This is a genomic window from Solibacillus palustris (genome assembly GCF_022549215.1).
Lineage (GTDB): Bacteria > Bacillota > Bacilli > Bacillales_A > Planococcaceae > Solibacillus > Solibacillus daqui.
The window spans coordinates 151,653-164,229 of sequence record NZ_JAKZFC010000002.1; the positions used below are offsets into that span (position 1 = coordinate 151,653).

At 37.3% G+C, this 12,577-nt stretch carries 18 protein-coding genes; all 18 read left to right on the plus strand.

Annotation, left to right across the window (positions count from 1 at the left end):
• The first annotated feature begins 1 nt into the window (after position 1).
• The 18 genes from LZ480_RS07755 (at position 2) to LZ480_RS07840 (ending at position 12,577) form a co-directional block, all read left to right on the plus strand.
• Positions 2-2,221 carry a tape measure protein gene (locus LZ480_RS07755; RefSeq protein WP_241368841.1) on the plus strand — a complete coding sequence of 740 codons (2,220 nt, stop codon included), beginning with the start codon at positions 2-4 and terminating at the stop codon, positions 2,219-2,221.
• The gene (locus tag LZ480_RS07760) at positions 2,214-2,897 is read left to right on the plus strand and encodes a LysM peptidoglycan-binding domain-containing protein (protein ID WP_241368842.1); all 684 of its coding nucleotides are present in this window, start codon (positions 2,214-2,216) and stop codon (positions 2,895-2,897) included. The genes LZ480_RS07755 and LZ480_RS07760 overlap by 8 nt, the downstream gene beginning before the upstream one ends.
• Positions 2,898-2,913: 16 nt before the next feature.
• Positions 2,914-3,852, plus strand: a complete 939-nt coding sequence (locus LZ480_RS07765) for an XkdQ/YqbQ family protein (protein ID WP_456299981.1) — start codon at positions 2,914-2,916, stop codon at positions 3,850-3,852.
• 1 nt (position 3,853) lies between these two features.
• Positions 3,854-4,231 (plus strand): DUF2577 domain-containing protein, encoded by a 378-nt coding sequence (locus tag LZ480_RS07770; RefSeq protein WP_241369162.1) that lies wholly within the window; start codon positions 3,854-3,856, stop codon positions 4,229-4,231.
• Positions 4,231-4,638: a DUF2634 domain-containing protein gene (locus tag LZ480_RS07775; RefSeq protein WP_241368844.1), complete on the plus strand. Its 408-nt coding sequence runs from the start codon at positions 4,231-4,233 to the stop codon at positions 4,636-4,638. The genes LZ480_RS07770 and LZ480_RS07775 overlap by 1 nt, the downstream gene beginning before the upstream one ends.
• Entirely contained in the window at positions 4,638-5,699 is a 1,062-nt protein-coding gene (locus tag LZ480_RS07780; protein WP_241368845.1) for a baseplate J/gp47 family protein, read from the plus strand. Before LZ480_RS07775 ends, LZ480_RS07780 begins: the two co-directional genes overlap by 1 nt.
• A complete protein-coding gene (locus LZ480_RS07785; protein ID WP_241368846.1) occupies positions 5,692-6,354 on the plus strand; it encodes a putative phage tail protein in 663 nt (220 codons plus the stop codon). The genes LZ480_RS07780 and LZ480_RS07785 overlap by 8 nt, the downstream gene beginning before the upstream one ends.
• A complete protein-coding gene (locus LZ480_RS07790) occupies positions 6,355-6,663 on the plus strand; it encodes a hypothetical protein (RefSeq protein WP_241368847.1) in 309 nt (102 codons plus the stop codon).
• Position 6,664: 1 nt separating this feature from the next.
• On the plus strand, positions 6,665-7,261 hold the full coding sequence (locus LZ480_RS07795) for a hypothetical protein (protein ID WP_241368848.1): 597 nt from the start codon (positions 6,665-6,667) through the stop codon (positions 7,259-7,261).
• Position 7,262: 1 nt separating this feature from the next.
• Positions 7,263-8,984, plus strand: a complete 1,722-nt coding sequence (locus LZ480_RS07800) for a hypothetical protein (protein ID WP_241368849.1) — start codon at positions 7,263-7,265, stop codon at positions 8,982-8,984.
• Complete coding sequence (locus LZ480_RS07805; RefSeq protein ID WP_241368850.1) at positions 8,984-9,199, plus strand: hypothetical protein; 216 nt, start codon at positions 8,984-8,986, stop codon at positions 9,197-9,199. Before LZ480_RS07800 ends, LZ480_RS07805 begins: the two co-directional genes overlap by 1 nt.
• A complete protein-coding gene (locus LZ480_RS07810) occupies positions 9,199-9,336 on the plus strand; it encodes an XkdX family protein (RefSeq protein ID WP_241368851.1) in 138 nt (45 codons plus the stop codon). The genes LZ480_RS07805 and LZ480_RS07810 overlap by 1 nt, the downstream gene beginning before the upstream one ends.
• Before the next feature lie 56 nt (positions 9,337-9,392).
• A complete protein-coding gene (locus LZ480_RS07815) occupies positions 9,393-9,629 on the plus strand; it encodes a hypothetical protein (RefSeq protein WP_241368852.1) in 237 nt (78 codons plus the stop codon).
• 184 nt (positions 9,630-9,813) lie between these two features.
• Positions 9,814-10,167, plus strand: a complete 354-nt coding sequence (locus LZ480_RS07820) for a hypothetical protein (RefSeq protein ID WP_241368853.1) — start codon at positions 9,814-9,816, stop codon at positions 10,165-10,167.
• Between the two features lies 1 nt (position 10,168).
• Complete coding sequence (locus LZ480_RS07825) at positions 10,169-10,435, plus strand: hypothetical protein (protein ID WP_241368854.1); 267 nt, start codon at positions 10,169-10,171, stop codon at positions 10,433-10,435.
• Positions 10,432-11,217, plus strand: coding sequence for a peptidoglycan recognition protein family protein (locus tag LZ480_RS07830; protein ID WP_241368855.1), 786 nt, complete (start codon positions 10,432-10,434; stop codon positions 11,215-11,217). Before LZ480_RS07825 ends, LZ480_RS07830 begins: the two co-directional genes overlap by 4 nt.
• A 129-nt stretch (positions 11,218-11,346) precedes the next feature.
• Positions 11,347-11,901, plus strand: coding sequence for a hypothetical protein (locus tag LZ480_RS07835; RefSeq protein ID WP_241368856.1), 555 nt, complete (start codon positions 11,347-11,349; stop codon positions 11,899-11,901).
• Positions 11,891-12,577, plus strand: a complete 687-nt coding sequence (locus LZ480_RS07840) for a hypothetical protein (RefSeq protein ID WP_241368857.1) — start codon at positions 11,891-11,893, stop codon at positions 12,575-12,577. The genes LZ480_RS07835 and LZ480_RS07840 overlap by 11 nt, the downstream gene beginning before the upstream one ends.

Sequence of the window (12,577 nt, forward strand, 5' to 3'; positions counted from 1 at the left end):
TATGGCAACAATCCGCACAGCTATTCAAATTCAAGATAATTTGTCACAAGCATTTAGCGCTATGAATGTTGCGATGCAATCAACTATTAATAGCTTCGAACATATAGAACGCGCTAGTGGTAACGCTATTGATGCATCAGCTATCGAACTAGCAAGACGTGAATTAGCACGTGCTGAATCAGCTTTTAATGAGATTGAAGTTCAAATACGTCAGGCTGATCACCAGCAAGATAGATTTAACGATTCTATTCGTGAAGGGACATCAGCAGCCAATGCGATGTTAAGTAAGTTATTAGCTATAGTAGGTGCTTATGTGTCAATCCAGTCGGTAATAGGCATTGTCGGTTTATCTGATGAAATGACAAATACTACAGCTCGTTTAGATCTTATGAATGACGGTTTGCAAACTACCGCAGAGCTTCAGCGAATGATTTATGAAAGTGCACAAAGAACTTACGCACCTTATCAGGCTACCGCTGATTTGGTTGGTAAACTAGGTATGCAAGCGGCAAATGCCTTTGGAAGTAATTTAGAAATTATAGCTTTTGCTGAGCAATTAAATAAAACCTTCGCAATTGCTGGTACATCTGTAGTTGGTGTTGAATCTGTCATGCTTCAACTTACTCAAGCTATGGCAGCCGGTAGGTTACAGGGAGAAGAATTAAACGCAATTTTAGATAATGCTCAACCAATTGTAGCTAATATTCAACGCTATTTAGAAGATGCATTTAATATGGATGCATCTAATATTAAGAAATTAGCATCTGATGGCGTAATTACAGCCGAAATTATAAAAAATGCCATGTTTTATGCAGCGGAAGAAACGAATGCCGCATTTGAAAAAATGCCGTTAACATGGGGACAAATTTGGACGAATATGAAAGACTTTGCAGTTAATGCTTTTTCACCAATTCTTCAAAAAATAAATGATATTGCTAACAGTGAACGAATGGAATCATTTGTAGGTAGTATTACAAACGGGTTGTATGCTATTGCCACGGTGTCAGCATGGGCGTTAGATATGATGACAAATACAGGGGCTTTCCTTTACGATAATTGGTCACTAATCGGCCCACTAATAGGGGGTGTGACAACAGCGTTAATTGCCAATTCGATAGCGTGGTTGTGGGCTAATCGTCAAATAGTAGTAACTACATTTTCGTTGGCTACAGCAGGGGTGCGCAATTTATGGTATGTAGCCACAACGGTTGCGTCTACATGGGCAACATATGGGTTTACAGCAGCAATGGCAGCGTTAAGTATCGCCATTTCAGCTAATCCAATCGGGTGGCTAATAGGAGCTATTATAGTATTGGTGACTGTATTTTATTTAGTTATTGGTGTCGTCAATCGATTTAGAGATGAATCTATCAGCGCAACAGGTATAATTGCTGGATTATTTTTGAGTTTAGGAACCACGATTTTCAATGTTATCGCTTTTTTATGGAATCATTTTGCGGCTATTGTTGAATTTTGGGCTAATGTCTGGTTTGAACCTACTTATACTATCAAACGTTTATTTGGTAATTTAGCTAATAATGCAATCGATATGGGGTTAGCTATGGTGGGAGCGTTTGATAGTGCAGCAACCAATTTGGCGAATATGTTTATCAGTGGAGCTAACATGGCTATCCGTGCTATTAACTGGGTAATTGACGCTTTAAACACTATTCCTGGTCTCGACCTCGAAATTGGAAAAGTTGGTGAATTTGAACAACGTCATTCACTTGTTGCTGATTACAGTGGTCTGAAAAATAAAGTTAATGATTGGGTAGGTGAAGCACCAGCAGATTACTGGGAAGCACCGAAAATGGATATGAAAAATTTAGGTACTGCTTGGGATAAAGGTTACAACTGGGGTGAAAATTTATTCGGTGGTGATCCACGTCAAGAAAGGAAAGAAGATAAAAGTTTACCATGGGATGAGCTTCTTGCTGGTGTAGGGAAATTAAACGATTCTCCTGCCAATAAAGATACAGCGAAAAACACAGCAAAAATGGCAAAATCAATGGAAGGTAGCGTTGACGAATTGAAATACCTCCGCGATTTAGCAGAACGTGAATCTATCAACCGCTACACAACAGCCGAAATTAAAGTTGATATGAAAAACGAGAACCACATCAATTCCGAAATGGATATCGATGGGGTTATTGATCGTTTCGGCGAAAAGGTAGAAGAAACAATCGCAGTAATAGCAGAGGGGGACAGTGACGATGTATAACTTTTTCATGGATGGTGTGCAACTACCTGTTGCTCCACCTGCTATGAGCATGAAAATTAATAACAAAAACGAAACGATCACTTTAATCAACGAGGGTGAGGTCAATATCCTCAAAAAAGCAGGACTAACCAATATTGAATTCGAAGTAGAATTTCCTAATGTGAAATATCCATATGCGGTATATCCAAACGGATTTCAACCAGCATCTTACTTTTTAGAGCATCTCGAAAAATTAAAACTCTCAGAAGAGCCCTTCCAGTTCATCGTTAATCGAATGAAGCCGGATGGCTCTTTATTATTTGATACGAATATGACGGTATCATTAGAGGAGTATCCTATTGATGAGGACGCTGAAAACGGCTTTGATATTAAAGTGACTATATCGCTAAAACAATTCCGTCCATTTGGTACGAAAAAATTAAACATCAAATCAAGCTCTACAAGCTCGTCTAGTGCATCAAGTAACACTAACGCCAAAAAGGTCACAGTAGAAAAGAACAGAGCTACAACGGGCAAGGAAACACCTAAAACTCATACTGTAAAAACGGGAGATACGTTATGGGCAATAGCAAAACGTCATTTAGGTGATGGCTCTAAATACACTCAACTAGCTAAGCTGAATAATTTATCTAATCCTAATTCCATTAAAGTTGGGCAGGTGATTAAACTTGGGTAAATATCAGTTACTAATTTTGTCCCGTGGAAACATTTACGAATGTGCCGTACAGGAGCCCGTAATATGGGAGACCCATCGAAAATCGATGCCTGGTAAACTAACCTTTAACGTGATTAAGGATGAATTATTAGGTTTTCACGAGGGCGATATGGTGCGTTTTGATTATGATGGCCATAAAATCTTTTGTGGCTTTGTGTTTATCAAAAAACGTACAAATAACCGTATTATTTCCGTTACTGCTTACGATCAATTGCGTTATTTCAAAAATAAAGATACTTATGTGTACAAAAATAAAACGGCTGCCGCAGTATTAAAAATGCTCATAACCGACTTTAAATTACAAGGTGGCTTAATTGATGATACAAAGCATGTCATTTCGTCGCGTGTAGAGGATAATCAAGAGTTATTTACGATAATGGATAATGCTGGGGCCATTACGACGAAGAATACTGGCAATCTCTTTATTTTGTATGACAATTACGGAAAACTGCATTACCGCAACGTGAAAGAGCTTAAATTGGATATTTTAGTCGATGAAGAAAGTGGCGAAACATTTGAATACACTACGTCCATAGACGAAAATACGTACAACAAAATCAAGTTATCCCGTGAAAATAAAAAGACGGGCAAACGTGAAATATTTATTGCTCAGGATAGCGCCAATATGAATCAATGGGGCATGTTGCAGTATACAGAAAGTGTAGACGAGGGCGAAAATGGCAAGGTGAAAGCCGATGCATTGCTTACTCTTTATAATCGTAAATCGCGTAAACTCCATATTAATAATGTGTTTGGAGATCCACGTGTAAGAGGTGGCTCTACACTTGGAGCGCAAATGTATTTAGGTGATTTGTCCGTAGCTAATTTTATGATGGTTGAAACGGTAAAACATTCATTTTACGAATCCGACCACCGAATGGATTTAAAATTGATTGGCGGTGATTTCGTTGCGTGATATGTCAGATATTATTCGCTCCATTCGAAAAGTTGTTTTAGATGGTGTAAATGCGCAAAAGTTAACGGATGTTGTATATGGTACAGTTGAAAGTATCGCTCCATTAAAAGTACGTATCGACCAAAAGCTTTTGCTTGAGCAAGAACAGCTTAAATTAACACGTGCTGTTATGGATTATGAAGTGGATATGACAGTGGACCACTTAACCGAAAATCGTTCCGGCGGTTCGGATGCCGCTTCATTCGCTTCACACAATCATGAGTACAAAGGTCGTAAAAAGTTCCTTATCCACAATGGGTTAATTGTTGGGGATAAGGTAACGATGATTCGTGCGCACGGTGGACAACAATTTTTAATTATTGATAAAGAGGTGGTTTGATGATTCCGCAAAATGAATTTGAAGATTCTACAGTAGATTTTGAGGAAGTCGTTCAGCCTTCACGCACATATAAATTGGATTTAGAGCGCAAGCGCATTGTTGGCTATGCAGATGGTCGTGAGGCTGTTGAACAAGCTATTTACAAAGCGTTAAGCACAGAGCGTTATGATTATTTAATCTATACATGGAACTACGGCGCAGAAATAGCAAAACTGTTCGGGCAACCGATTCCTTATGTATATAGCGAACTAAAAAGATTGATCACAGAAGCATTAACACACGATGACCGCATCGAAAGTGTTGATGCTTTTAATTTTAGTCATGTTAAGCATAAGGTGCATGTGCAATTTACAGCTCACACCGTCGTTGGCGCCATTGAAATTGAAAGAGAGGTGATCGTTACGTAATGTTTGAGCATATCAGTCAGGAACAATTGTTAAACGATGCCTTGGATATGGTAAAAAACGATGTAGACAAACGGGAAGGCGCTATTATTTGGGATACGTTATCACCTCATACCATCCAATTGTACGAGCTTTATTTATCGATGGATGGCATGCTACAGGAAATGTTTGGCGACACAGCTTCCCGTGAATTTTTAATACGTTTATGCAGAGATAGAGGTATTTATCCATACTCAGCTGAAAAGGCCATTTTAAAGGGAGAATTTAATATTGATGTGCCTATCGGAAGTCGATTTTCTTTAGATACATTAAATTACATCGTTATTGAAAGAATCGGTAACGGTGTTTTTAAATTGGAATGCGAAACAGTTGGGATAGTGGGGAATAATTATTTCGGTCAATTAATTCCAATTGAATATGTAGACGGATTAGCTTCAGCAACCTTAACTGAATTATTAATACCTGGGGAAGATGAAGAAGAAACTGAAAGCCTACGAAAACGCTATTTAGATAGTTTTGAAGCCTTAGCTTACGGTGGGAATCGAAAAGATTATTTAGAAAAAGTACACGAATTACAGGGTATCGGTGGCGTAAAAGCCTTCCGTATTCGCGAAGGGATCTATAACGTGAAATTAGTAATATTAGATTCTACTTACAATGTCCCTTCTCTTCCTTTGATTGAAACGTTGCAAACAGCAATAGATCCAGTAACAAATCAGGGTGAAGGCTTGGGCATTGCGGCGATTGGTCATACCGTACTTGTGGTAGGTGTGGGTGAATCAACAGTGAGCATCAATTTCCCTTCAATTGTTTTTGAAGATGGTTTTGATTGGGAAGATGTCGTACTAGATGTACAGCAAATGGTTGATGATTATTTACTTGAATTAAAAAAGGGTTGGGAAGTTGCAACTCAAATTGTAATTCGTATCGTACAGTTGGAATCTAAAATGTTAGAAATCAACGGAATTATTGACGTACAAAATACGACTATTAATGGTGAGGCGAATAACCTTATTTTAGAAGCAAACTCTATTCCAAATAGGGGTGAGATAACGAATGTATGAGCCGCTTACCTATGAAGTTGATGTTCAAAGGCATTACCCATCCACTATTAATGATTTTGAAGAAATTATCGAAATCTGTAAGGTTGAGAATTCTAATTTTAATCAAGTACGGGTCGATTTATTGAAATTATTTCGGATGCGGTTTATTCACGAAACTGATGTAAGTGGAATATCTCGATGGGAAAATCTTTTAAAAATGAAACGCAGACCTTCTGACTCATTAGAAGTAAGGAGAATGAGAGTACTTGCGAAAATCAATAATAAGTTACCTTACACGTGGCGCTCAGTTCAGCAATTGCTTAATTCAATCCTTGGTATCGATAATTATCATTTGAATTTAAATCCGCAAAAATTTGAAGTTGAATTATTGTTACCAATTGAAATCGGGCAATACCGAGAAGTGTTTGAAATATTAGAGCCGATGCTACCAATGAATATATGGTTAACCATTGCAGAAGGTATGGTAAGAGAAATTATCCAGATTTTTGAAGGTGCATATGGTTGGGAAATGAATCCCAATGTTTGCGGGCGATTCCGCACAGCTTCAAGACCAGGTCACGCTCAAGGTTTACCAACATATCAAGTGGAATCTCCATACGATTGGTCAGTAACAGCGCCAATAACAGGGAAATTCCGAGCGGGAGGGAAGAGGTAAATGTCTACAGAATTACAGCCTATCGCCATTAGTAGCATGATAGACTTTTTAGACGCGAATACCGTAAAAGCAAAAGTAATAATTGACGGAAATACCTACGAAAAAGAAATTTCTCATGTGAGCCGTACATACGGATTACGTAAATATGTGAAATTTACAACTGAACGTGGAACGGTTACCCGTGTGGCTTTAATTGATTCGCACGGGCGCGAATGGTACGTCAAAACAATGAATTATACAATTGGTTCGCAGGGTTATGTAGTTGCGTTCCCGTTTGAATTAGAAATCATTTCGAAAGTAGGTGTATGATATGTCACTAATGAATGGACCAATACCTATTAATCAAAAAAACAATCCGTATACTCGCATCGATTGGGAAGACGAAGTAATAGATCCAGTTACTGGTGAAGTACAGACATTCGGTACTACTTTTTGGGCGGAATACGCCAACAATTTCGAATGGGGTATCTGGAACGCTTTTCAGTTTTTAAACGATATGTATCGTCAAATGGAGCGTATGCGCGTACAAATGGAGCTTGACGGCAGGGTTCCAGGTAACAGCGGTACCTTTGCCGACACACTCGATGGGAACACCAATAAAATTAAGCTAGACACAACGCTAACGGATGTTATCGAACCTGTTGAAATAGGTACTACAGTCTTAAAAGTTGCAAATGTGACAGGCTTTGCCGCATTTACACAAGTCACAATTTTTGATGACGTATCAAGCGAGGATGTAATGATTACGGCAGTTGGCGCAGATACAATCACAGTCCAAGAGCTTGTAAACAGCTATAAAAAAGGCGCAAAAGTGGCTCGTAGTAATGTGGCGATTGATATGGTTAATGCTGAGATGGGCGTTGGCAATTGGCAAACGTTCAATGTCGAAGTAGTGGAGGTGGTTTAAGATGGCATTGGCGTACGCATGGAATAGGTATAACATATCGACAGGTGGTTTGAAGATAAACTGGAGTTTACTAGGTTCTAATGTTAGAATTGCCAGTCATGAGAACTACCATTCGTCTATTAATACCCCAGGTTATGAAGGCGAATATACGTTCTCTACGAGTGGATTAACGGCGATAAATGGACGAAACTTACAGGTTGGTGGCACATACTACCAAATACCCTACAATAACCTTAGAGCTACTAGACAGGTAGTTAAAGTAAACAATGTAAGTACAGGTGGGGACTTGCTCGCGGATTTATACGAAGCAAGATATACCGACATTGTAACCGGTGGGCAATCACAGGGAAGTTACGTCGGGCAAGTGACGTCCGCATCAAGAAGCGCCTACCCTGATAATGCCGTAAGTGGTGGTTACTGGTATGTTTACGCTGGAACAGTTAATGTAAACACAGCACCGACAACCCCAGGCGCGTTCACACAACCAACAGGCAAGATGAATGGCGGAGAAACTGTATCGATAGCATGGGGACCATCATCCGATGCAGATGGCAATCAGATAACCTATTTCCCAGAATATCGTTATTATAAAAACGGTGTTGCGCAAACGTGGACAGCATTAGTAAATAGTACAAGTCTCACAAGAACGCTGACTTTATTATCTGACGATACAATAGATAAAGTAGATTTCAGAGTACGCGCATTTGATGGTTCGGCTTATTCAGGATATCGGAATTCAACAATATTTAATGTTGAACATAATTCAATACCAACCGTTTCACTAACAGCGCCTTCTGATAATCAAACGCTATACGAAAATGATACACTAAATATTGCAGGTAATGCTCATGATGCAGACCCGGACCAATCAGTAACAGCGTACTATCAAATAAATAATGAGCAACGTAAGGTTTTAGCAACAAATCTAAGCCAAACGCAAATCGCTCTATCTAAGCAGCTCACGTTTAAAGGTGGCAAGCTATATGACGGCGAAACAGTCATTACAGGAGATTTAGCTGACGGAGTAGCGCACACGTTAAAAGTTTGGGCTGAAGACAGCGAAAAGGCAACCTCCGCAATTATTGAGCGTGCATTTTACGTCGTACCAAACCGTGCCCCTCTATTAACTGTAGATGCTGTTGTGCCATCCGGTGTAGTTGATATGGACAAGTTTACAATCAACGGTAACGCATCAGATCAAGATGCTAATTCAAACGTTACAGTGACACGCCGTATTAACGCTGGCAATTCAGTTGAGATTTATAATGGTCCAGGTGGAGCGTGGGAATTTGAAGTTTCACTCGCTCAGTTGGTCGTTGGTCAAAATACCATCATTATAGAGGTAGTTGACAATTACGGGGCTAAAACAAGTAAAACAATCAAACTAAATAAAAATGAAATCAAAACGCCTATTTTGCAATCTGTAGCTCGTTATAAAATTGAGCCACCAAAAGGATCTGCAAAGGGCGTTTTATTGTGGATTCAACGAGATGAGGGGCTTCAAATATCTGCTGAGCTATCTATGACTTTAAAAGGTGAACAAGAACTATATGTGCCACTTTCAGCAAATTCTACAGACCCTGTGTATGAAGGTGTTGTAGAAGACGAATTTTACCACGAAACTCTTGAGCCGAAAGACAATATTATTCTTAAGTTAACTACAACGAGAGCTAATACTAATATTGATAATAAAATTTATTTAATCATGGGGGTACTTGAATAATGTGGAGAAGAAGAAGGCTTCCTAATGGCGAATTAGGACCACTTGAAAAAGTAGGTTCTATACCTACGACCGAAGAACAAGTAGCAGAACTTGGCATGCAACTCACTTTAGAAAAACTATCCAATATACAAAAGGATGCAATTATCAACGGGTTAGGCGCTCAAGTAGCACAAATGAAACTCGAAATCATGGCAATGAAAGGAGGTGCTTCATAATGGCATTCTGGAAAATGGCTTATAACTTAAAATGGGTGACAGCTGATCAACTGCGTTTAGCTGTTGTCACAGAGAGCAATCCTTATGGTGAAATTACTGTTGAAGAATATAAATTAATAACAGGTAAAATCTATTAACTTCCTTACTATAAAATTATTTTTATAGTAAAATAATCCATTAGGAGGTGATATTGATGAGTGACATTAAATCAGCAGTAATTTTTTTAGATGATGATATGCCAGAATATATGTTAGGGGTAATTCGCATTGCTGAAGTAAAATTTTATGATGAGTATGGCAATGAAGTTGAAGATACTAAATTGTCAGATGGGTTTGTAAATATTGAAAGCCAAGAAGATAATCCAGAAAAATTAATTAAAGTTGTAGCAAATGAATTAAATCTTAATCTAGATGATGTAGAAATTAATTAATAAAAAGCACTCTCACTCGAGGGTGCTTTTTATATTGCATTGTGAGCGTTATCGAGGTGAGCAACTACCCACGAAGTAATTTCTCGATGCGTCTCACAGCGCAAGTTTTTTAACGTTTATACACAAATACAGAGAAACGCACTGTACCGAGCAGTGCTATTTTTTATGGGTAGAGGTGAGGGCAATGGAACTATTAGTAATAACAGGGGCAGGTATAGCCGAAAAAGTGGCTAGCAGTCCAAATCCGTGGATTTACTTATCAATCATTTTAATCATTGCGGCATTATTAGCTGGGCGATATATTTTCAATTATTTAATCAATTTAGATCAGGCTCATCGTGATGAATCAAAAGAACGCGAGAAGAAAATGACTGAGCAAATCGACAAATCGATTACGGCTAATCTGTCTCTTAGCGAGACGCAAAAGGAAATTGTGACAGCAATTAGTACAATGGGAGCTACTGTTAATGAGGTAAAAACTGATGTTTCGGACCTACGTTTACGTATGGAGAAATTTGAGAATAGGGAGAGCGCTTAAAATGGATTTAACAACATTATTTATCATCGCATTGACAATTGTGGGGCTAATTACAGCCTTAGTACAGGTATTAAAAACGACACTCAATTTAACAAAACGTTACATACCGATTGTCTCGTTGGCAGTCGGTATTTTATTTGGTGTTTTACTGCAGCCATTGACGGTTTACAGCATTTATACTATGGCTGTTGCTGGGTTTATTGGCGGATTAGCTGCAAGTGGAGCGTTTGACTTAGTTAAGGTGACAAAGGGAGTTGATCAAAAATGACCTATTCAGTAGCTGGATTAAAGACGGGCGACAAAATCGGCAAAGCTACAGTCGTAATCGACATTATTAAAAAAGGCAATCCCGAAATACGTCCGTGTACAGCGATGAAACCGCTGTACGTAACCATTCATAATACGGGTAACCGCGGTAAAGGAGCAAACGCAAAAGCCCATAATAATCTAATTCACAACTTAGCTGGTAAGTCTGTACGTGATACTTCACATGTATCGTGGCATGCGGCCGTTGATGAGGATTACATTTATATTCATATCCCTTTTAACGAAACGGCTTGGCATTGTGGAGATGGAGCTAAAGGAAACGGAAACAGTAAATCGATTGGGCTTGAAATTTGTATGCATTCAGACCAAAAACATTACGAACAAGCGGAAGAAAATGCAATTGCACTGACGGTTCATTTAATATGTTTTTACAAACTTTCAGCAAATGAAGTACGGCCACATCAAGATTGGAGTGGCAAGTATTGTCCAGAGCTCATTATGAGACGTGATGGCAACTTCGCGAAGTATCGAGCTAGAACAGAGGTTGCATATCAGATTGCAATATCAGGCGATAAAAATACAGTTGTTAAAGGAGATGAAAACATTATGCAATTCAGTTCATCAACAACAAAATCAGCGGTACGAGATGAATTAGTACAATTTGTTGGTAAAGGTCTTATCAATCAATCGTGGTTAGTGAAATTTGATAAAGGTGAGATGACAAATGGTGATTACGATGGTCTTAAATTGATCGTTAACCAACGTCTAATTGTAGCAAAATAATTCAAAGCCCGTCATTACTGTTTAAATGCAGTAGTGACGGGCTTTTTTTAGTTTTTACATATGAAATATAAATTAGTATAATTTATCCTTATCGTATATAATACAATTAAACGAAAGGAAGTGTGAAATGTGCGAGTATATAAACCAATCAAAGTAAGTGAAGCATTTGATATAAAAAACATCGATTATTTCACATCTTTATTTTCTGACGAATGTTATGCAATAAAAAACGCTAATAAGTACATTTGCGTGAGGTATAATCCTGATATATATAATATTAACCAAGAAAAAATAGCGGAATTTTTTTCTAAAGATTTATATAAACCCTTAACTATGACTAATTACAAGTTTCTGTATTTATTGTTGGAAATTTCAAAAAGTGAAGTTTTTAAATTTGTTAATTTTGAATTTAAATTTGATGGAGAAGAAGCCGAGATTGAAAAGATGCAAGTAAAAGAAATGATAGAAGATGATGTAAAATCTTCTTTTGAATTTTTAAATGAAACAGGACAAAAGATTAGCTATATTGATTTTGATATATTCGATAAGTATAATTCAATTCGAATATTTTCAAGCGGTAATATTGGCGTTTCAAACAGATTTAATGAAGAATATAATAATATATTATTAAATCTAATCGAATTTCTTTTTACTGGAAAAGGTTTAATTAATAATGAAGGATAAAATAAAATCGAAATTATCAGATGCGTTTTTCATATTTACAGGAAGTGTATTAGCGTTGATAATCTCAACCAAATACACAGCAAATATTACAACGTTTATGAAAAGTATTCCTATAAGTGCAAGCAATATAGAAAAGTTTTTAGGGATTCTTTTTTCATTTTCAGTAGTGATAGGTTATATAGTAAGCATGGTTGTTTGGGCAACTATAAAGAAACTAATAGCTTTTAATGTGAGACCAAAAATATTAATTACATATACAAATGAGAAAAATAAAACTCTTGAAATTTTAGATTTCAAAAAAAATCCAGAAGAACCACAGTTTCTTAGAATAAAATTTTCTGCTAAATTCAATTTACTTCAATTAACACTCTTAAAAATGATGCAATGTAAAGTGAAAATGGAAATGAACCCCAAAATTTTTTCTGTAGAATTGAATGATGGTTTTGAAACAGACGAACATAGTGAGATAAATAATAATGTATGGTATTTCAAAATATTCGATTTATACTCTTCGTCAAAGAATGAAACGCAAATTTTTAAAGATCTACAATTACAACGCATTTCAGCTGGGGTTAGTGAAATTAAATTTAGTATGGAAGTTAGTAACTCAAAACTAAAATGGTTTTTGTATAAATATTGTATTTTTGATGTTAAAAACTTGCAAATTGAAGGGTAG